Source organism: Mycoplasmopsis agassizii (genome assembly GCF_002272945.1).
In the GTDB taxonomy this organism is placed as follows: Bacteria; Bacillota_I; Bacilli_A; order Mycoplasmatales; family Metamycoplasmataceae; genus Mycoplasmopsis_B; species Mycoplasmopsis_B agassizii.
The window spans coordinates 242,441-263,651 of record NZ_NQMN01000002.1 but is presented as its reverse complement, the minus strand read 5'-3'; the positions used below and the strand labels follow the sequence as shown (position 1 = coordinate 263,651).

At 28.7% G+C, this 21,211-nt stretch carries 23 protein-coding genes; 7 read left to right on the top strand and 16 right to left on the bottom strand.

Features of this window, described 5'->3' with window-relative positions; all coding sequences use genetic code 4:
- Positions 1 to 133: 133 nt before the first annotated feature.
- Positions 134 to 262 (bottom strand): hypothetical protein, encoded by a 129-nt coding sequence (locus CJF60_RS05390; protein WP_268875540.1) that lies wholly within the window; start codon positions 260 to 262, stop codon positions 134 to 136.
- 247 nt (positions 263 to 509) lie between these two features.
- On the opposite strand from CJF60_RS05390, the gene CJF60_RS03720 reads away from it, so the two are divergent.
- Positions 510 to 989 carry a hypothetical protein gene (locus tag CJF60_RS03720; protein ID WP_143823419.1) on the top strand — a complete coding sequence of 160 codons (480 nt, stop codon included), beginning with the start codon at positions 510 to 512 and terminating at the stop codon, positions 987 to 989.
- A gap of 548 nt (positions 990 to 1,537) precedes the next feature.
- Here the strand turns inward: CJF60_RS03720 and CJF60_RS03715 are convergent.
- The 8 genes from CJF60_RS03715 to trpS all read right to left on the bottom strand — a co-directional run bounded on the left by CJF60_RS03715 (position 1,538) and on the right by trpS (position 7,656).
- Positions 1,538 to 2,026: a hypothetical protein gene (locus CJF60_RS03715; RefSeq protein WP_084232744.1), complete on the bottom strand. Its 489-nt coding sequence runs from the start codon at positions 2,024 to 2,026 to the stop codon at positions 1,538 to 1,540.
- Positions 2,027 to 2,258: 232 nt separating this feature from the next.
- The gene (locus tag CJF60_RS03710) at positions 2,259 to 2,555 is read right to left on the bottom strand and encodes a hypothetical protein (RefSeq protein WP_084232743.1); all 297 of its coding nucleotides are present in this window, start codon (positions 2,553 to 2,555) and stop codon (positions 2,259 to 2,261) included.
- A 101-nt stretch (positions 2,556 to 2,656) separates the two neighbouring features.
- Positions 2,657 to 2,956, bottom strand: a complete 300-nt coding sequence (locus CJF60_RS03705; RefSeq protein WP_084232742.1) for a hypothetical protein — start codon at positions 2,954 to 2,956, stop codon at positions 2,657 to 2,659.
- A gap of 95 nt (positions 2,957 to 3,051) precedes the next feature.
- Complete coding sequence (locus CJF60_RS03700; protein WP_084232741.1) at positions 3,052 to 3,540, bottom strand: hypothetical protein; 489 nt, start codon at positions 3,538 to 3,540, stop codon at positions 3,052 to 3,054.
- Between the two features lie 136 nt (positions 3,541 to 3,676).
- Complete coding sequence (locus CJF60_RS03695) at positions 3,677 to 4,165, bottom strand: hypothetical protein (protein ID WP_084232740.1); 489 nt, start codon at positions 4,163 to 4,165, stop codon at positions 3,677 to 3,679.
- A 117-nt stretch (positions 4,166 to 4,282) separates the two neighbouring features.
- On the bottom strand, positions 4,283 to 4,894 hold the full coding sequence (locus CJF60_RS03690; RefSeq protein ID WP_084232739.1) for a hypothetical protein: 612 nt from the start codon (positions 4,892 to 4,894) through the stop codon (positions 4,283 to 4,285).
- Positions 4,887 to 6,644 carry a threonine--tRNA ligase gene (gene thrS, locus CJF60_RS03685; protein ID WP_084232738.1) on the bottom strand — a complete coding sequence of 586 codons (1,758 nt, stop codon included), beginning with the start codon at positions 6,642 to 6,644 and terminating at the stop codon, positions 4,887 to 4,889. The genes CJF60_RS03690 and thrS overlap by 8 nt, the downstream gene beginning before the upstream one ends.
- Before the next feature lies 1 nt (position 6,645).
- Positions 6,646 to 7,656: a tryptophan--tRNA ligase gene (gene trpS, locus CJF60_RS03680; protein ID WP_084232737.1), complete on the bottom strand. Its 1,011-nt coding sequence runs from the start codon at positions 7,654 to 7,656 to the stop codon at positions 6,646 to 6,648.
- 256 nt (positions 7,657 to 7,912) lie between these two features.
- On the opposite strand from trpS, the gene CJF60_RS03675 reads away from it, so the two are divergent.
- Positions 7,913 to 9,715: a hypothetical protein gene (locus CJF60_RS03675; RefSeq protein ID WP_084232736.1), complete on the top strand. Its 1,803-nt coding sequence runs from the start codon at positions 7,913 to 7,915 to the stop codon at positions 9,713 to 9,715.
- 87 nt (positions 9,716 to 9,802) lie between these two features.
- Here CJF60_RS03675 and CJF60_RS03670 read toward each other — a convergent pair whose 3' ends face one another.
- The 6 genes from CJF60_RS03670 to CJF60_RS03645 form a co-directional block, all read right to left on the bottom strand.
- A complete protein-coding gene (locus CJF60_RS03670; RefSeq protein WP_084232735.1) occupies positions 9,803 to 10,126 on the bottom strand; it encodes a hypothetical protein in 324 nt (107 codons plus the stop codon).
- Positions 10,127 to 10,168: 42 nt separating this feature from the next.
- Positions 10,169 to 11,122 carry a hypothetical protein gene (locus CJF60_RS03665; RefSeq protein ID WP_084232734.1) on the bottom strand — a complete coding sequence of 318 codons (954 nt, stop codon included), beginning with the start codon at positions 11,120 to 11,122 and terminating at the stop codon, positions 10,169 to 10,171.
- A gap of 267 nt (positions 11,123 to 11,389) precedes the next feature.
- Entirely contained in the window at positions 11,390 to 12,061 is a 672-nt protein-coding gene (gene rsmG / locus CJF60_RS03660; RefSeq protein WP_084232733.1) for a 16S rRNA (guanine(527)-N(7))-methyltransferase RsmG, read from the bottom strand.
- Positions 12,051 to 13,028 (bottom strand): ribose-phosphate pyrophosphokinase, encoded by a 978-nt coding sequence (locus tag CJF60_RS03655; RefSeq protein WP_084232732.1) that lies wholly within the window; start codon positions 13,026 to 13,028, stop codon positions 12,051 to 12,053. The genes rsmG and CJF60_RS03655 overlap by 11 nt, the downstream gene beginning before the upstream one ends.
- Position 13,029: 1 nt before the next feature.
- A complete protein-coding gene (locus CJF60_RS03650; RefSeq protein ID WP_084232731.1) occupies positions 13,030 to 13,959 on the bottom strand; it encodes a carbohydrate kinase family protein in 930 nt (309 codons plus the stop codon).
- Positions 13,959 to 15,449 (bottom strand): glycoside hydrolase family 32 protein, encoded by a 1,491-nt coding sequence (locus tag CJF60_RS03645; RefSeq protein ID WP_084232730.1) that lies wholly within the window; start codon positions 15,447 to 15,449, stop codon positions 13,959 to 13,961. The genes CJF60_RS03650 and CJF60_RS03645 overlap by 1 nt, the downstream gene beginning before the upstream one ends.
- 196 nt (positions 15,450 to 15,645) lie before the next feature.
- On the opposite strand from CJF60_RS03645, the gene CJF60_RS03640 reads away from it, so the two are divergent.
- Entirely contained in the window at positions 15,646 to 16,158 is a 513-nt protein-coding gene (locus CJF60_RS03640) for a hypothetical protein (RefSeq protein ID WP_084232729.1), read from the top strand.
- A 47-nt stretch (positions 16,159 to 16,205) separates the two neighbouring features.
- On the opposite strand, the gene CJF60_RS03635 is transcribed toward CJF60_RS03640, so the two are convergent.
- Positions 16,206 to 18,389, bottom strand: a complete 2,184-nt coding sequence (locus CJF60_RS03635) for a PTS beta-glucoside transporter subunit IIBCA (RefSeq protein ID WP_084232728.1) — start codon at positions 18,387 to 18,389, stop codon at positions 16,206 to 16,208.
- Positions 18,390 to 18,557: 168 nt separating this feature from the next.
- On the opposite strand from CJF60_RS03635, the gene CJF60_RS03630 reads away from it, so the two are divergent.
- The 4 genes from CJF60_RS03630 to CJF60_RS03615 are packed head-to-tail and all read left to right on the top strand — an operon-like array spanning position 18,558 to position 21,199.
- Positions 18,558 to 18,908: a hypothetical protein gene (locus CJF60_RS03630; RefSeq protein WP_084232727.1), complete on the top strand. Its 351-nt coding sequence runs from the start codon at positions 18,558 to 18,560 to the stop codon at positions 18,906 to 18,908.
- Positions 18,909 to 19,904: a lipoate--protein ligase gene (locus tag CJF60_RS03625; protein ID WP_084232726.1), complete on the top strand. Its 996-nt coding sequence runs from the start codon at positions 18,909 to 18,911 to the stop codon at positions 19,902 to 19,904.
- The gene (locus CJF60_RS03620) at positions 19,904 to 20,737 is read left to right on the top strand and encodes an alpha/beta fold hydrolase (RefSeq protein WP_084232725.1); all 834 of its coding nucleotides are present in this window, start codon (positions 19,904 to 19,906) and stop codon (positions 20,735 to 20,737) included. Before CJF60_RS03625 ends, CJF60_RS03620 begins: the two co-directional genes overlap by 1 nt.
- A 3-nt stretch (positions 20,738 to 20,740) precedes the next feature.
- Complete coding sequence (locus CJF60_RS03615) at positions 20,741 to 21,199, top strand: hypothetical protein (RefSeq protein WP_084232724.1); 459 nt, start codon at positions 20,741 to 20,743, stop codon at positions 21,197 to 21,199.
- The last annotated feature ends 12 nt before the right edge of the window (positions 21,200 to 21,211 follow it).

Genomic DNA, 21,211 nt, shown 5'->3' with positions numbered 1-21,211 from the left:
TTTTGTTTTTGTTGTTTTGTTTTTTGTTTTTTGTTTGTTGTTTTTTTTTTTTTGTTTTTGTTTTTTAGTCCGGTTTGATTATTTTTTTTGTTTTCGTTTATTTTGTTTTTTATATCCCGCTTTAAAGCATTTTTTACTGCCGGTGTTTGCGCTGTTGTACCCCCCCCCCCCCATTTGTTGAACAAGCTATTAAACTAACTACTGATAAAGGCACAATAGTTGTTAAGGCAGTTAGTAATAACTTTTTACTTTTTAATTTCATATATTCTCTCTTTCTAGATATAAATTGTTTTAAATTGTTTATTAAGTGGTTAAAAATAACCATCTAAAAAATATTATATATGAAGATATTGACCAAAGCATAAAATTTTAAGTTATATATTTAGCAGTTTTTTAACTATAAAACTAGCAAATTGGTTCATCTTCACCCCCCCCAATTTTCATGTTGTGTATGAAAAAACTGAAAAATCGACTTAATAGTTATTTTCTTTAGTTATAATTAAATTAATATGAGCAATAAAGATTCAAAAATAGTAATTAATAGGCCGTGTACAGAAGTGAAAAAGTTAACAAAGACACACGATATGAAGGAAACAGTTAATTCAGTTGAAATTCACCCAATCACAAATAAGGCTAAATACAAATATGAAGCTGAAGGCGATCCCTTACCACCTAAAGTACCACCACCAGGTCCTGGAGATGATGATGAAGCTTTTAACAAAGAATGAGTGCTGAAGCAAATAAGATTAACAGCAAGTGAATTAAGATCTGAAATGAAAAAAGGGAACGAACAGATTCGCTCTGAAATGAATCAAAAGTTTGCTGAAGCAAAAACTGAAATGAATCAAAAATTTGATGAGTCAAAAGTTGAAAGACAGCAAATGGAAAAAAGAATAGAACAAAGATTGGGTAAAGTTGAAAAACAGAACAAAGAAACGAATGAAAAGCTTGAAGCAATTTTAGAGTTGCTAAAAAAGAAGGATAAATAAAAACTACTAATCTTATTTAAATTTATTAACTTTCTATCAGACCATCAGATCAAAATCTACATTTTTACAGAAATGTAGTAAAAATTTTAAAACATTGTATAATTTACACAGCATAGGTTATCTAAACAAAACTTATTTCTTAACCATATGCAAAATTTGATCCCCCGCATTAGTGTTAAAGCTATCACTCAGTACGCCCCATTGCAGTGATAGAAGTTGCTAAAGGCATAAGATATGAGAAAGAGTTAAATTTATTTAACTGTCTAACTAGTATGTCCTCAAGTGATCGGATTGGGCTGTCAATAAGCGGCAGAGAAAAAGAGCCTGAAAAGGCTCTTTTTTATTACAAAGTTACAATGCTTATTCAAAAAATATTGTTGTTGCTATTCTAATTAATAATAGATCTTAAAACATTGCTATTGCTAACAATAATAAAAATAAGGAGAAGCACCCCATAGGGGCACATTCTCCTTACCGATCTCTATATCTGCTTTTTGGGCCTAGCTAAGCCAAGGCTAAAGACCTATTTGGGTAGATAAAAAAGATATCTAATTATGGTAACTTTCTAATATAGTTACTCTTGCTTTTAAATCAGCAATGTCTGATTTAATTTCTATAATATCTTTTTCAACTTTTTCATTAAAGGCTTTTTGGTAGGTAATAAAGTTATTAACTACATCTACTAAAGTAAAAAGCACGCTTTTAATTTCTTCCATTTCGTTAGAAATTCTTTTAACTTCTTCTGTTAAATTATCAACTATTACAAATAATGATTTAACATCTTTTGATAGTGACTCAACAGTTTTGGATAGAGAATCTACTGTTACTGTTAATGAATCAACTCTTTTTTCAAGCCTGCTTAATCTCATATTTTTTCCCTTTTGTAGTTCATTTTCTTCTTCATAATTAATGATACAAGAAAGTTTACCGTTTTCAATATTTTCAACATTTATTTCTTTAATTTTTAAAGATTCATTTCTGAAAAAATTGTTTAGGAAATTTCAAAAAGTCTTCAGCGTTTTGAAATTTTTTTTCATGAGTCCATGACCCCCTTTCATAAAAAATATATAAAAAAAGATCTTTGGACTAATCCCAAGATAGGTATTTAGTTGGCAAAGATCTAATTTATACTTATATTTTAGCAAGCGACAAATTATTATTCAAAAAAAGATCAACTTTTTTGAAAATCAATTAACAATTGTTTTTCAAGTAAAAATAAACACCAATGAAAAGCCATTGGTGTTTATTTAAGTAAGTTTCAAGAAGTAATTAATTCTTCTTCTTTTTAGGCTCTAAAACAGATACTCTATCATCTAATTCAAAAATCATCTTTTCTAGTCTTCAATATCTGTCGGCAAGTGACTTCATAGTATTTTCAAAAGTTTCTTGAATACCATCTTGCTCATCAATCATGTAATTATAAGTCTTAGTAAATTTAATTAAAGTTGCTTTTAGCCTTCTGCTATAACCACCTTGTACTTTAAGTTCATCAATTAATTTAATTGCTAGTTTTTCTAGTTGTTTGACACTTATAGTTGGTTTTCCTAATTTTCTTGATCTTTCCATATTATGCAAATAATACATTAAAAAATAAGTTTTTAAATGATTTTTAATAAGAATAACTAGAGAATCGAGTAATTTAGATTGCTAAAAATCTTTGATGTTAGCTATTTTATTAGAAATAATTCTAAATCTTTTAGTCTAGTTATTAAAACAGAAATATAATCTAGTGAATCATTAATGCTGTCAAAAAGTTCTTGCACCGAAGCCATTCTTTCACGTGAACGAGTATCTAAGAATTTTCTATACTCATCAATTTTATCCAAAAAAAGGTTTATATTCTCTGCTACAAAAAGTGTATTTTCTTGAATTTGCTCGACTTCACGAGCAATAAGTCTTAATTGAATTTCATGTCTTTTTAACGTATTTGCTAGCTTAGATCGTTTTTTTCTTCTTTTAAATCTCATATTGCTTAAAATCTTACAACAAAAATTATAAATTTGACTGATTTCATTTTAAGATGAAATCAGTAAAAAATGGAATCAAAATTGATTCCATTAATTTAAATTAATTTAATTTGATTAGCTAGTTCACGCACTTCGTAAAAAAAAGATCTAGTTTTTTGATAATGAGAATCAGTTTCTTCTATAGATGTTGTGATTGGAATTTCATTTACTAGTTTAGTTATTTCATCAATTTTAGTTTTAATTGATGCAGGGTAAGTGATCTTACCTTCGTATGTTTCGAAAAATTTGTTTAAATTATTTAATACATAACTATATGAATCCAGTAAGGCTGATTTTAAAGATTGATTCATACCATCAGAGTCTTTATTTGTTTTTAATTTAGCAACTTCAAAACCATAATCTTGAACAGCAAACCCCATGTAGCCTAAAATGTAAGTGTTTATGTCTTTATCAAAATTTGTTTCTAGAGTTCATCTTTTAATTTGTTCATCAGTTTTAAGATTTGTGCAAGCAACTGCAATTGTTGATATTGACAAAACAGGAGCAATAGCCATAAATAATTTTAAATATAATTTCTTGCTCATAAATCCTTTCATTTATTTAAGTAATAATGTTTAAGATTTTAACAAATTTAGACACAAATGATGAATGTGCTTAATTTCAATAGTTCGTTTAAAACTATTGAAAACATAAAATAGAATCAAAATTGATTCCATTAATTTAAATTAATTTAATCTGTTTGGCTAGCTCACGCACTTCTTGAAACATGGCATAAGTCTTTTTATAATAAGATTCAACATCCTGGACTACATTAGTTAAAGGAATATCATTTACTACTTTTGTTATTTCTTCAATCTTGGTTTTTATAGATGCAGGGTAAGTAGTTTTACCTTCGTATTTATCAAAGAAATTATTAATGTTTTTTAAAACTGAATTATATGATTTAAGTAGTGAGGATTTTACAGATTGAGTCATACCATCTTTATTTTCACCGACTTGAATTGCTAAAACATCTACATTGTAATTGACTCCTGCTCAACCTAGATAACCCGTTACATCTGTATTAATATCTCTTTCAAAATTAGTTTCTAGAGTTCATCGTTCAATTTGTTTGTCAGCATTCGGATTAGTGCAAGCAACTGCAATTGATGCAATTGACAATGTCGAAATAGTTGTTATTGATAATTTCAAATTTAGTTTCTTTTTCATATTAATTTTACTTATAGTCTTTCTTAATTAGTTTATTTTATATTAAGTTAGTAGTTTCAAAACAACTTTTTCAATTATTTAACCAACAAAAAAGTCGCTGAATCAGCGACTTAAATTTTATTTTCTTCTATTTTTACTTTTAGCTTTTTTACGTTTTGAAGTGTCTAAAATTTCAGCTTGATTTTTTTGAACTTCTTCAATTTGTAAATCAGCAATTTCTTGTAGTTGAGTAGTTTGAGATACTTCTGGAAAAACAGGATTTTCCATTTCCTCAATTGGATCGATAAAGTTTGTTGCTTTTTTATTTTTTCTAGTTCATGAAGAAATTTTTGCATCAAATTTATAAGCTACAACTAATAAGAAAAATGAAATAAGCAAGACAACTACGAAAGGTACAATTAAAATTCATTGTTGTTCTGTTTGTGCATATTGATAAGTTAGAATAATAATTGATAGCAATAAGTAAGCAGAAAAAGAAATTACAATTCCTTGAATCTTTATTAAGCGATATCAAAACATGACAAAGTTAGCAACCATTACAACAACTGAGACAGCAGTTAATAAACCAAAATTAATTCCTAAATAACTATCTTCTGGAAAGGGATCATTTGCTCTTGATGCAGCTAAAATAACTAATCCTGAAATACCTATAATAACTGTAGAAATTACAATAATAGCATTCATTATAAATGAATGATTTTTGTAAAAAGCAATTTTATTTTTACTCATAATTTTCTACTTTCTTTTTAAATATTTCAATTAGTTCATCAACTTTATAAGTGGTTGAAGTTTGTTCTCCATATGCTCTAATTGTTAGTGTTTGATTTTCAATTTCTGAATCACCAATTACGATTTGATATTTAGTTTTAGACATTTGTCAATGTCTAATTTTTTTGGCAACACTTTCATTTCGACTATCTAATTTTACATCATAATTTAAATTAAATAATTTTTCATAAATAGCCTTTGCATATTCTTGATGTTTTTCTCCAAGAGGAATTATGACTGCCTGAATAGGAGCTAATCAAAAAGGTAAATTACCTTTACTTTGCTCTAATAAAATTGAAATAAATCTTTCATAAGTTCCGATTAAACCACGGTGAATTAGAACAGGATGAATTTTAGTTTCATCATTTGAAATATAAGTTAAATTAAATTTTTGAGGAAGTGAAAAATCAAGTTGTAAAGTTGAAACTGTAATTTCACGATTTAAAACTGTCTTAACTTGGAAGTCAATTTTAGGTCCATAAAAAGCAGCTTCTCCATATTTAATTTCATATTTTAAACCTGCTTCATCAAGCACTGCTTTTAATGCTTTTTCAGATTCAACTCACATTTTTTCATCATCAATAAATTTAGATTTATCTTTATCACGAAGAGAAAGAGAAATGTAATCTAAATCTAATTTTAGAATTTTTTGAATTTCTAAAATTAATTTTAATTGATGCATCATCTCTTCATGAATTTTGTCACGAGCAACAAAAATATGACCTTCAGTTAATTCCATTGCACGTACTCTTTCAAGCCCTGTTAAGGCACCTGATTTTTCATATCTATAAAGTCTAGATTGCTCATTTAAACGTAGTGGTAAATCACGATATGAGCGTCTTGTTGCAGAGTAAATTAAGGTGTGATGTGGACATGTCATTGGGCGTGGAATTAGGCGTTCATTTTCAACAATTAAAGGTGTAAACATGTCGGCACGATAATGGTCTAAATGACCCGAAGTTTTATATAAACTTTCTTCCCCAAAAGGAGGTGTATAAACTTCGTGATAACCATATTTACGATCTAATTTTAAAACTAGAGATTGCAATTTATTTTTAATGATCATTCCGTTAGGAAGTCAAATTGGAAAGCCTTGTCCTGACATTGGATGGAACATAAAAATCTCCATATCAGCCCCTATTTTACGGTGATCTCGTTCTTTTCTTTCTTTTAAAATTTCTAAATAATTTGCCAATTCTTCTTCAGTATCTCAGGCTGTTCCATAAATTCTAGTTAGCTGTTTATTATTGCTATCTCCCCTTCAATATGCACCAGCAATTGAAAGCAATTTAAAGTTTTTTACGTCTTTAGTTTGGTCAATATGACCACCTGCACAAAGGTCGACAAAAATGTCTTTTTGATCCTTATTTTGTAAGGCATAAAAAGTAATATTGCGACCATCTTTTACGTACTCATCATATAGCTCTTTTTTATAAGGTTGATGATTAAAAGAATAGTGTTCAATTCCTACTTTTTTCATTGCTAAATTTTGTTTAGCAATGTTTCTCATTTCCTTTTCAATTTTTAAAAGATCACGATCATTAATTGGTTGTTCAAAATCAAAATCATAATAAAAGCCTTCATCAATTGTTGGACCAAATCCTAGCTTAGTATTTGGAAACAGTTTTAAAACTGCAGTCGCTAATAAGTGCGATGCTGTATGATTTAATTCTTTATTTAATTTAAATTTTCAATTTAAGTAGTTTGCCATTTTATTTATCTTTCAGGCCAATTTTTATCATTAATTGATTAAGATAAAAACTTGCTCTTTCCTTTGCTTGTTTTGCTCCATCTTCTAAAATATGATCAACATCTTTTAAAGATTCATGATATTTAGTTTGGATAGTTTTTAAAAAGTTTACAACAATTTCTGCAGTCTCATCTTTTAAATTTTTATAGTTTTTATTTTCAAAATGTTTTTCTAATTCTTCGATTGTACGATCAGATAAAACTGCATTAATCGTTAGTAAATTACTTACTCCTGGTTTATCTTTTGAAAAGTAAATTTTATTTTCACTATCAGTTAAAGCAGATAAGATTTTTTTTCTTGCTTCTTCGGGTTTATCTAATAGAAAAATAGTTTCCTTTTTATTTAAAGATGATTTTGACATTTTCTTATCAGGGCTAAGAAGCGACATAATTTTTTGTCCTTCTTTGACTAAAGAAATTTCAGGAATTGTAAATTTAGTTTTATATTTATTATTAACTTTTTTAGCTAAATTTTGAGTTAGTTCCAGATGTTGTTTTTGGTCGATTCCAACTGGTACAAAATCAGGGTTATAAAGTAAAATGTCACCTGCCATTAAGACTGGATAAATTAATAAACCAGTTGGAATACTGCTTGTTCCGTTAGCGATTTTTACACCTTGACTTTTATCTTTAAATTGTGTCATGCGTGATAGTTCACCAATCGTAGTTTGGTTTAAAAGTAATCACTGCATTAAGGCATGTTCTGAAACATCGCTTTGTTTAAAGATCACAACTTTCTCAGGATCAAGTCCACAGGCTAAATATAAGGCAGTAATATTACGAATATTATTTCTTAACTCTTCAGGATTAACTTCACCAGTTAAAGCATGTAGATCAGCGACAAAGATATACATTTTTGAATTATCCTGATAATTCAAAAAGTTCTTAATAGCACCAATATAATTTCCTAAAGTCAAGTTACCAGTAGCAGTAATTCCACTTACTGCAATCTTTTTCTTAATTGCATCGTTCATAAATTAAATTATATAAGATTTTTACCGTTCTTTCTTAGTGTTTTTAAATTGATGTTTATCAATTTAAAAGGGTATTTTTTGCTTTTAAATTAGTTATTAAAATTAAATAAAGTTAATAATAATTAGACAAAGATAATAACTATTAATTTGGAATTTTTAAGCCTTCTAGGAGTAATATTTAAAAAGTACTAATTTTGTTTAATAAGGTGTTTTAGACAAAATTAGATCAAAAAATTAAAACAAGAAAGAGAAGAAAATGAAATTACATTTTAAGAAAAAACTGCTACTAGTTACAACTACAGCAGTTAGTGCTATTTCAACAGCTGCAATTGCTTGTACAGCAATTACTCCAAAAGAAGAAAATCCAGTTGTTGATAAACCAAAAGATTCTGCAGATAAATCTGCTAAAGATAAAGAAAAAGGTGTGGATCAACCTAAACAAGGCGATGCTAAGACAGTTGACAAAACCAAAGATAAACCTAGTGAAGGAAAAGACAACCAAAGTACTAAACAAGGTGATAGTACAACTAAATCTGAAAAGCCTAAGCAAGATCATGGTGCAGATAAATCTGAAAAACCTAGAACTAATCCAGATAAACCTGTATCAAGAATTATCTCAATTGACACTAAGAAATTAGAAGAAATCGCTGCTAAATTAAGGGTAGGAAATTATCAAAGCACTTATCCAGGTCAGGGTGACAATCCTAAATTAGGTAATGCTGAACAGTCAATTGAAGGTGTTACAAGAATTTATTCTAGACCAAATCACCGTTTTTCAGTTGCTGATCGTTTAACTAAAAATTTTACTGAGGATTTAGGACAGGCTAAAATTATCAAAATTAAGTTAAGTCTTAATAAGAACAAAAGTTCAATGGATGTTGTTGCAACATTAAAACTTAATGAAGCAATTAAAGAAAATGTTACTTGAACAATGCATAACTTAGCAAGGGTTGCTACTCAAGCAGAACTTACTCAACTTGCAGAAGTGCTTGGTAAGTTAAAAATTAAAAGACAGGGTAACTTACAAGACTTCAAAAACAACAAACATATTAATGTTGGTGTTTATTCAATTTTTAAAAAGTGAGTTGAAGAAAATAATAAAGATAATTACTTAATCTTTTTACACAAACTATTTGATATAAAAACTTTAAAGGGCACTCCCAAAGAAGTTCAAGATATTGCTAATCAATATCTTGATAATTATCAAAATAAGATGACTTTAAGTAACTGAAAACCTGATGCTACTGAGCAAAATTTCACAGTTGATGTTACTTTGAGTAATGCAACAGATCCTACAATTAAAGCTACAACTACTTTGCACTTTGTTGATTTTGACAGTAAGGATGACTGAAAAAAATTGTCAGATTTAGAAAAAGATCTGCCATCAGAATCATATTCTCCAAATGAGGGATGGAATGAATATCAAACAACTTTATCAGCATTTAAACAATTATACGATGATAATATTGCTAAAATCAGAAAGAGCACGGCAAAAGATACTTATCCTAGGTTCAAACCACTTCTAGAGTTAATGTTTGAACCAAAATTAATTGAAAAATTAAAAGATTTTGAGGTAGTTAACACTGGTATTGGACCATCTAAAGACGGAACTGAATTATATTTTAAATTACTAGTTGTAATTCCAGGGAATATTTCATGAATCCAAGTTAACTTCTTAAAAGTTGCTAATCTTAATCCAAACCTTGAATCTAACAAAGAAAATTTAGATTTCCTTGCCGATGATATTAATAATCAAACTTACAAATGAGCTCGAAAAGAAAAATCACTTGCAGATCTTAAAAAGAGTTTTGACAAAATTCATAAAAAAGATAAAAATGGACTTGTAGCACTAGATAAACTATTTGGTAATTTAATTATTGCAGGTCTTGATACTAGGTCATTTGCTTTAGTTTCAAAACTATCTCATGCTGTCAAAGATTTAACATCAAAAGTTAATGAAACTGAAAATTATTTAGAAGTTACTTTCAAAATTGCCGGTAGAGACAACTCAAAAACTGAAGTTTTTAGTACTCCAGTCACACTAAAAATTACACTTTAATTCAATAAAAAATTAATGATTTTCCTTGTTCTTTAACAAATAGAACAAGGTTTTTTATTACAAAAAAACTGGTTTTCACCTGTTTTCTTAATCAAATTTTCTAAGCCCAAAGGGAAGAATTTCTATTGATGTAGAAAATCTTAATTTGCTAATTGATTTTTTAGGAAGTTTAAAAAATAAGGTGCTTCCTCTATACGCAAAATTATTATGATTATTAAACTTAGTTATGTCTTTTTCATAAGTAACAAGATCAAAAGTTTCAGGTACAACTATAGCAGGTACTTTTACAGCAGTTTTATAAACTTTAAAGTTTGCACTATGAAAATCTAAATTAGTATAAAAAGAGTTTTCAATAAATTCATCAAAAAGTTTAAATTGGTTTTGATATTTATCAGCAGCTAATAAAAGCAAATCATTATCTTTGAAGAATTCTTCGTTATATTCCTCAAGTAGTTACTTTTTAACTGCTTCAGAAAAGTCTTTTTGATAATCTTTTTTGTAGCCTTCGATAAAACTATTTAATAGTGCTTCAAATTCAGATTTTTCCTTAATATGTGTTGCTGCAAAGTAACTTTCTGTTTCAGAATCAACTTCAGTTTTAAATCATTTTAAAACTGAAGTTTCTGTATTCAGGTGCAAGTTTTGTGAAAGTGCTGAATTAATCTTTAAGTTTCTTTTTTCTATTGGAGTTTGTTCTGAATAATCATAAAGTAGTTTTTTGACTTGATAGCCATCACCATTGATATTAAAATCTTTTTTGTTTAACGAATAAACAATTCCATAATTTTCTACATGTTGATTTTCTTTAAGTGGTTGATAATCTTGAAAATCTTTATAATAATATGTAAAGGTTATATCTTTACCTTTAACTTCAAGATTATCTAAATTAACAATCTCACCACCTTTTTCTCTATAGTCTTTTTTATCAACAATAACTCTTGCACTAGCATTATTTCCATAGTCAAAAATTATGATTTTTTCAGCAAAAAAATCATCTGTGAATTTATCTTTCATGGCAAAAATATATTTGTCTAGTTGTTGAACCATATCTATTAAAGGGAACCCTGGAGAACCTGTTTTTGTTCTTTTTTCATAGTATTTAACCATAGATTTTCTTCAGTTTTGTAAGTATTCCAACATCTGCTTTGAGTTATAAATAATAACGGGCTTAATTCTATCAAGACTTTTATTATAGATAGCAGGATAGCCACTACTTTTGAAGGCAAAATAATCTACCTTTTTTGAATCAGATAGTGTATATGTATTAAATTTATCAAAAATCTCGATATCTACGCCAGGTTCACCACCATAAACAACTTTATCACCGCAGGCAATTGCAGTACCAGAAACTGCTAATAAAGATACAGTTGACAGTATAAAGATTATTTTTTTCTTAGTAATTTTCATATAACACCTCTAAAAAATAAGATTCAAATTTCATGTTTACCTGACCAATTGGTTAGTTTTATTTAACTAATTGCAACATTGATTAAAAATGAAACAAGGTTTTTAATACCTATTATAATTATACTTTTCTAGTAAAAGTTTTCTCAATTTATAAAAAACTTACTATCTTCTAAAAAAAGTGTTATTTCGAAATTTGAGTGCCAAAACATTAATAAAAAAAGTTAGCACTTAAAGCTAACTCATTTGAAATAAAATTACTAGGTTTTTTTATAAAGGTTGAGTCTTAATTTTGATTCATGCCCTAGGAAAACCAATTGGTTCTGTTCTAGTTTTTCTATATTTAACCAAGTTAATTGTATGATCACTTTTATTTTCAATGTGCTCTACTTCAGTCGTTAAACCGAAGAAATTTGCTGTATTTTTTGCTTCACGAATTTCTTTTTCAACGTTTAAACCCTTTAAAAATAAATATTCAGCATTATTTTTACCAATATGAATAGTTGCTTCCATCAGTTGTTGCAGCGACATCACGGCTCTTGCTGTAATCAGGTCAAAATAATTAGTTTTAGTTGTGTAAGATTCGATTCTTTCTTGCACAATTTCAAAAGGTATATCAATCAAACTTTTAACCTTGCTCAAAAAAATCGCACGCTTTTTTTGAGGTTCAAAAACGGTTAACTTGATAGTGCTATTGGCAATTAAAACAGGGATTATCGGAAAACCTGCACCAGTTCCAATATCTGCGACAAAGATGTTTTCAGAGATTTTATTGCGATAAGCAATCAAAGATTGGTAAATCCCATGTTCTCAAAGTTCATCACCTTTAAAGCCCGTTAAATTATAGTGAGCATTATCTTGTTCAATTAGTTTTACATACTCATTAAGTTTAGAAAACTGCTCATTTGTGACTAAGTACCGACACTGTTCCTTAAATGTCATTTATAACTCCATCTCGTAGTTTTTTATAAATATCTGAAATACTTCTGTTTTCAGTCATTGCCACAATTACTTGTGAAATAAAGTCTGCTAGACTGATGATTGTTAATTTTTTGAACTGCTTAAACATTTTTTCTTGTCGAATTGAATCAGTAATAATAACTTCATCGACAACTTCAGAATTTTCAAAGATTTCAAAGCCTTTGGTGAAAATTCCGTGACTAGCAGCAACAATTATTTTCTTAGCACCATATTTTTTTAGTGTTTCAGCAGCCTTGATAATGGTTCCACCAGTATCAATAATGTCGTCAACGATGACAACATTTTTACCTTGGACATCACCAATTAAGCCTAGTACCTCAGTTTTATTAACGCCAGTGCGGCGCTTATCAACGATTGCAATTTGAATATCATTACTGATTAATTCAGCAGTTAATCTTGCTCTAACTGTTCCACCATAATCAGGAGAAACGATGGTAAAGCGCTCTTTTCTGCTTGCTAGTTCACTTGATAAAACATAGTGTGCTCTTAAGTCATCAACAGGCACATCAAAAAATCCTTGAATGCTAGGATTATGTAAATCAACAGCCACTACTTTTGTAACTCCCGCGCTTTCTAAAAGATTAGCAACTAACTTAGCAGTGATAGGTTCACGCCCTTTTGATTTACGGTCTTGTCTTGCATATCCAAAGTAAGTAAAAATAACTGTGATTGATTTTGCAGATGCTCTTTTTAATGAATCAACAAAAATTAATAACTCCATTAAACGGTCGTTAACACTTAATGAAGTTGAAACAACAACATAAACATCTAGGTTTCTAACGGTTGCTTTTGATTTGATTAAAACCTCACCATCGGCAAATCTAGTGTATTCAGTTTCTGCTAAATTTGTGTTCAAGCAACTACATACTCTGTTAGCTAGATGTTCAGTTCCTGGTAGGGCAAATAATAAGAAATTTTTATTAGGCATGTTAGTTTCCTTGTGTTTTTGTATAAGTGTCTTCGATCTCATTTAATTCAGGCATTGCTTCTGCTGCACCATCTCTAGTGGTGGTAATTGCAGCAGCGATATTTGCCTTTTTAACAATCTCTTTAATTGAGTCAACTTTGATCTTTTTTAGCTTATCTAAATTAGGATATTTTTTCAATAATTGAGCAGTCACATTTGCAATAAAAGCATCCCCTGCGCCAGTTGTATCTACTTGATCAATTTTAATTGATTCAATTAAATGAACGCCATTATCTTTGTCAACGATCATGCATCCATCTTTACCTAAAGTAATAAAAATTAAGACACTATTTTCAAATGCTAAATTTTTAAATTCATGTTTTTTAGATAAAATATTTGCTTCTTCTTCTGATAGTTTTATGATGTGTGCTTTGTTTAAATAAGGCAGTGCAATTTCTTTAAATTTTTCAGCATCATCATTGAATAAAAATGCACGATAATTAGGATCATAAATTATTATCTTTTTTTGTTCTGAAGCTTTATCTAAATATTGTTTATAAACCTTTGCACTTTTTTCTGTTGCAACAGAAGTCGCTGAAGATAAAAACAAAACATCAAAATTTTCATCAACAAATTCTAAATCTTCATCTGCGCCTCTTTCAAATAAAAATGATCTTTCACCATTATCTGCAAGAGTTTTAATTGCTATTGTTGTAGGTTTAGTTGAAGTTTTTAAATAAGTTTTTTTAATATTATTTTTGTCAGCAAAATCACTTATCAATTTTCCATATTTATCATTTCCAATTGCACCGATAAAATAAGTTTCTAAATAATCGTATCTGCTTAAAGCGTGAGCAACATTAAAAGTTGCTCCACCAATACTATTAATTTCACGATCTGATTTTCTAATCTGATCAATCAGGGCTTCACCTGGTAAAAAAATTTTAATCATTATTTGACCTCTATCTTTGGTATTTCAAAAACTAAATCTGTTTTTATATTTTTAGTTTCTATATATAAATCATCACTTATAAAATATTTACTGCTGAAAGAATATTCACCATTATTTATAAATATTTCTATTAATGAATTATCTAAAAAAATTTCTAATTTATTTATACGCAAATTGCGTATTTTCCGAGTGTTTGAGAAGTTTTCTCCATGTAAATAAGACATCTTTGATTTGTCAATTTCAAAATCATTATTCTGATATTTGATTTTAAATATTTCATCTTTTTCATTACATAAAATAATTTCAAAATCATCTTTTATTTCAAAATCCAGAAACACATTTCTAAAAGGTAATTTAGTTTTTTTATTTTCATCTAAAACTAAATTTAATTTTTTTAGATTATCATAATAATGTTTGGCAACTTTTGAATAAACATAATTATCTTTTAAAGAAAGTTCTCTAGGTAAAGATAAATTATGAGCTCACATATGTTCAAAGGTTGCATACTGCTCAGTATCAGGCATTCCTAATCAAGCAAAAAGCATTTTTGTTTTTTCATTAGGAGCAACGATTTGTGAAGCATAAAAATCAAAACCATAATCTATAATTTGATAGTTATCTACTTCAAAAATATTTTTTTCAAAATCATATTTTCCATTTAAAAAAACATTTACATGTGGTGATAAATTGATGTCATGATTTTCTCTAAAATATTTTTTTCCTTGAGTTGAAACTAAAAGTGAAAAATAATTTTCATTTCATCTAATCATGTCTGGACACTCAAACATGTAAATATCTTGAGTATCAAAATTTTCAATTTTCATTACTGATTTAAATGAAAAATCTTTGTCAGGAAATGATGATTCATAAACGCCAATATGACCCTTTAAATTAATATCTTGAACACCTAAAAATAAATAATATTTTTCTCCATGTTTGAAAACTTTTGGATCTCTAAAGTGACGTGTAAATTTAGATTTATCAGTCTCAAATAATTTATGTCTATTTACTATTTTTTCATCAATTAATTCACCAACTCAAATTGATGAATTATCATCTTCATATTCAGTTGTTTTTTTGAAATTACCTGTTCAGTAAATATAGGTTTTTTGATCATCATCAAGTAGGGCACCCCCTGAATATAAGCCATTTCTTTCATCGTGTTTTTCAATTTCTAAACCTAGTTTTTTATCTTCAAAACTTAATAAATTATGGCTAGTATATAGACCTCATTTTTTGACATGATGAAGTGGTAAATAAGGACTTCATTGATAAAAAATAAAGTATTTTCCATCTTTATAAACTAACCCATTTGGATCGTTTATTAAGCCTGAATGTGCAGATAAATGCACAACATTAAAGTAAGGGTCTTTACGGGCAAGTAAATGTTTTTGCTTGATTTCCTCTAGGTTATTAGAATTTCTTTTAAAATAAGAATTTGCTTTTTCTTTCATTCAAGAAGCAAATAAATTCTGATCATGTGGTTTCATATTTATGTTAATTATTATATGTAATTTTTTAAACTGTTAATGATTTTATTAAATTAATATTTAAGAGGTTTAGAATTAATCTCAAAGTTAATTTTCAATTGTGCTTTAGGTTTTTCAGTTTTTTAAATGCTACACATATTTGAAACTGAAATTAGTGTATAATTAAATTAATCTAAAAATTTACACAGGAGAATTAGTGCAATACGACAAAGATTTTAAAACATCTAAACAAGCATGCAAAAAAGTTGAAGAATTGTTCATTGAATACCAGAATATAAAGATTAATTGTTTTCAAAAAGATGAATATCTAAAATTTTGTACAATATCATCGAATGAATATAAAGAAGGTCATATAGATAGAACAGGAGGAAAAGTGAAAGTAGAAGATTTAGCAAAAATTTTAATTGCATTCCAAGCAGAGCAAAGAGAGTTTAATAAACAGGTTGTTGGCTTTATAGGTGAACAAAAGCAATTCAACGAAAAAGTAGAAGCTTTTATGGTGGCACAACAACAAACTAATGCCGAGCAAAAGAAATTCAACGAAAAAGTAGAAGTTTTTATGGAAAATCAAAAACAATTTAATAATAAGGTTGAAAACTTTATGGATAATCAGATCAAATTCAACGAGCGCATTGAAAAAGATGTTAAACGTATCGATGAAGATGTTAAAAAGATCCACAATGTTTTAGACAAAAACAATATTAAATAAATTGAAGCATTAAAAAATATTCGCCAGCAAGCGAATATTTTTATTGTCTATTTTTTAACTACAAAGGCAAATTGTCTTGCTTGTACATCACGATACATACGTTTTTCAATGTTTTTATATTGTGATTCATCGAGCACAACCATTGCCACATCAACACTTTTTACTCGATGGCGAATAGCATTTGCTTCATAAGTAGCAATTAATTGTCCTGCTTTAACAAAATCACCTTGAGAAATTAATGGTTTAAAGCCTTCGCCATTTAAGTTGACTGTGTCAACACCAAGATGCATAAAGACTGAAATGTTATCATCATTTGTAATTCCATAAGCATGACCTGTAGGTAAAACTGTCTCAACTTTACCACTAATTGGTGCATAAACATTAACTGTACTTGCACTAGGGTCAGGGATGAACATAACCCCATCACCTAGCAATTTAGCTGCAAAAGTAGGGTCTGGAAAATCTTCAATGCCTTTCATTTTTCCTGCAATTGGTGAATAAACTTTTAGTTCTTCAAACTCTTGTTTAGGTGTATCTGCTGCTAAGTTAACTGCTTGATTTGTACCTGCTAAAACGACTTCTTCTTTTTTAGCACGTCTTTGTTTACGGTTTAACTTTTCTTCAACTGCTTCACCAAAGAATTCTTTGATTGCTCGTTTTCCTCATCTTGTTAAAGTTAAACCATAGGTTGCTAAAAAGGCAACTACAGATGCAAGTGCTGAAGCAATTCCGATATTAGCAACTGGTGCTAAATTTTTCAACATGGCATTTTTATCTGCCATGTATGCTAATCATGCTTCACCACTATTAGTAAAGTCAAACTGGATAAATCCTAATCATGAAGCAGAACCTAGGGAATTTGAAACGGTGTGAGTTGCACCAATTCAATAACCTCCAACTGCTGAACCAATTGCAGCTCCAATGAAAGCAAATTTTAACGGAACGTTTAATCCATATAAAACAGGCTCAGTAATTCCTAAGTTGGCAGAAACTGCTCCTGGCATGTGTTTAATTGCTTCAGTTCGTTTCTTATGAATTAAGAATCAAACTATCATTGCTGCTCCAGCCATTCCTTGTGAAATATTTGAAACGGTTGCAACTGGTGTAATTCATGAGAAGCCTTGATCAGCAATTAACTGAGTCTCGATTGGTAAGAAACCTTGATGAAGCCCTGTTACAACTAAGAATGGGTAGAAGAAGGCAAAAACTAGTCCTCCAAAACCTAATCCTGCGATGTTGGTTGAATTAAATAATCACTTGAATGCTTCTGATAAGCCGATCGCAACATATTTAAACGTTGGTCCAACGATTCAGAAACCAAAGAACATTGTGATTAAAACTGTTCCAAGAGGAATTGCTAAAATAGCAATAAATTCTGGCAAGTATTTTTTTAGCACTTTTTCAATAAAGTAAGCCATTAAAACAACAGCTATAACTGGAAAAACTTGTGCTTGATAACCTACTAATCTGAATTGGAAAAATTCAGGAAAGTCTGGGAATAAAGCAAAAGTGGCAATACTTCCATCTGCTAATCTTGATCCGTTAGCTGGTGCTCCAATGATTGACATTGCTGACAATGTTCCGTTTACGTTTCAAGAATTAACTAAGTTAGGGGCAACCATGATCAGTCCAATTGCTAGACCATAAAATGGATTACCTCCAAACTTTTTCATCGATGTAAAACCGATGAAGGCTGGTAAAAAGCCAAAAACTGCTCCACCAACCATATCAAAAACAAACGAAGCATTTGCTGCATGGTAATTAGTATTTACATCTGCAATTGCTTTTATAAAGTTTACAAGTGCTAGTGAAATACCACCAACGATAAAAACTGGAATCAGTGGGATAAAAATATCTGCAAAGTAGCGCACACCAAAACGAATCATTAAAAAGATGTTTGAGTATCACTTGTTTCTTTTATCTCAGTGAAAACCTTGTTTTTTTACAGGTTTATCATTATTTGAAGCAGTATTTTTAGGTAGCATTTTTGAAAATTCATCAAAAACTTTGTTAACTGTTCCTGCTCCGAAAATGATCTGAAATTGATCGCCATCTCAATTTGTACCTTTGGCTAAGCCTAAAGCTTTGATCTTTTTAACATCAACTTTAGATTTATCTTTAACATAACTTCTTAGCCGAGTAGCACAATGATAACTATCAACAATATTTTCCTTGCCTCCAAGAGCTTCTAAAGTTTTCTCGGCGGCATCAAAAAATTGGGATTTTTTCATTTTTCTCCTTTTTTAAAGTCACTATTAAATCTTATTAGAATAGTTTAAAATTTGGAAAAAGAAATTGCACAACTGAAAAATTTTTCACAAATTTTTAAATATTTATTTTTTATTTATTTTTGTGATATTTGTGCTGGTTCAATATAATTAAAAAAAGGCGGTTTATACATGTACGAAAGAAAATACCAAGACTCTAGCAATAGCAATTATGTAAGTGCTAAAGAGCTGAATTTATCATTTGATTTTCAAGTTCATAAATTTGGTTGACAGAGTTTATGAATCGAGGTTAAAGGACCTCTTCGAGATTTAAGTGAATTAAGTGAAACTAAATATTTTGAGTTCTTCTATGAAGATCTTTATTATTATCTTCACAAAAACAAACACTTACCAAAATGAGAGTTTAGTAAAATTTATTTATCAGGAATTGATAGTTTAAAACTAACTGGGAATAAATTAGAATCATTTAAAAATAGTTGATTAACAGTTAGCAATTTTGATACCTATATTGAGGAAAAATAAATGAAGAATGTCAAGTGATTATTAATCGATTCAACAGATCCATTTGTTAATTTAACTTTAGAAGAATTGATTTTAAGAGACCCTGAAATTAAAGATGATGTTGTCTTTTTTTATCAAAATGATCATACAGTTTTTATTGGTAGAAATCAAAATGCTTATCAAGAAGTTAATCTAGATTATGCACATGAAAACGATGTCAAAATCTTTAGAAGAATTTCAGGTGGTGGAGCTGTTTATCAAGATATGGGTAACATTAATTTTTCATATATTACTCATTCAAAAGGTAACTATGAAACCTTCTTAAAACCAGTTGTAGAATTTCTTGAATCATTAGGTTTAGAAGTTGCTTATAAAGGTAGAAATGACTTATCAGTTAATGGTTTTAAAGTTAGTGGAAATGCACAATATGCAACTCCATCTAGAATGGTTCATCATGGTACAATTTTAATAAATATTAATTTAGATGTGATGCAAAAAGTTTTAAGAGTTAATCCCTTAAAATTAAAATCAAAAGGAATTAAATCAATTAGCCAGAGAGTAGCATCAATTAATTCTTTATTAAAAAAACCTATGGAAGTTTCTGATTTTAAGAAGCAATTAGTTAATTGATTTATTGAAAAATATGATGCTCAAAAATTTGAAATTCCTTATGAAAGATACGCTTTAAAATGAGCATCTTTAGCAGCTGAAAAATCTTCTCATCAATGAATTTATGGAAAGAGTCCATTGTTTGAAGTAAGTAATGAAGACAAATTTGAAGGTGGAATTATGAAGGTAAATTACACCGTAAAAAATTCTCGTTTTGAGAATTTTAAATTTGAAGGAGACTACTTAAGTCAGACAGATACTGAAGATATTTCTAGCGCTTTAATTGGTGTTGAATATAACCGAAACAAGATATATGAAACACTAGCAAAATTTAAATATTCAGATTATTTTGGAACAATAACTTTGGAAGAAATAATTGATTTAATCATGGGTAAAAAAGAGGTTTAATGTACGAAATTAAAAAGCTACAATTTGGTGAATGAACAACGCGTTATGCAATCGAAAACAACGGTAAACCGAAGGTTTTGTTCGTTCACGGCTTTGGTGCAAGTTACTCAACAATCATCCAAGTTTTGCAGTTTAAAAGAAGTTATGATCTAATAACTTTAGACCTTCCATATCACGGTCATTCTCATAACTCAAATCCTGAAATTAATAAGGTTGCAGACATTAATGAATTAATTCCTTTTGTCAAAAATTTTATTAAAGAATTAGGTATTAAAATTGACTTAATAATTTGTCATTCTATGGGAGCAATTCCAACCTTAAAAGTATTAAATGATGGCATCGTGGATGAAGCCTTATTTTTTGCACCACATAATTATTTTGCAGATGAAGAGCAAAATATTGATGAAGTAAAAACTTGATTAATACCTCAAACTTTAGAGCAGGCAAAAACATCTTTATTAAATTTATCTTACACAAAGATACCACAATATTTAAGTAGTGTTGATCGCTTAGCAATTCAAAGTGTGGCAGCTTCAAAAATAAAATATGAAAAATATTCAAATTTACTTGAAGAGATGTTTGATAAGAATTTTTTAGAAAATTATTCTCATTTATCTTTTAAAAACAATAGTAAAAAAATTACTATTGTTGCTGCAGAAAATGATTTATATGTTCCACTTATTCAACTACAAAAGATAAGTCAAGAACTAAATATAAAATTGGAAATTATTCACAATGCAGGGCACGCAATTTTCTTTGATCAAATAAAAAGATGTGCCGAAATTATTGAAAATAAAATGCTACAAATAATAGCAAATAAGGACTGGAGTTAATTCATGTTTGTTGGATTTAGAAAACGTGCGAGAAGGAATTTCATCGCAATAATTATTCTTGCATTTTTTGTAATTGGAGCAATTGTTGCTCTTCATTATCGTGATGATATTATTACAAGAATACAAAATTCAAATCAGACTGTGGGTGACTTTATTGCTAGCAACCCAATGCTTGTAAATTGGCTATTTACAATCATAACTAATATTATAACTTGAATAATTTTAGTTGCTGTTTTTATAAGAACTTTATTCATGTCCTTGACATTTAAAGCGATACCAATACTGTTAAGAATCTTTGTAATTTTACAATTTGCAGCGATTGCTCTTTATATAGTTGTCAGCATTTTACAAGTACAAGCTGCTTGATTATATTGGTTCATGCTTTTCTTTTATATTGGTTTATTTGTTTCGACTTTAATAACCTGAATTGTGGCAATGAAAATTGACAAAAAACCAGTTTAGTAAAACACCTTA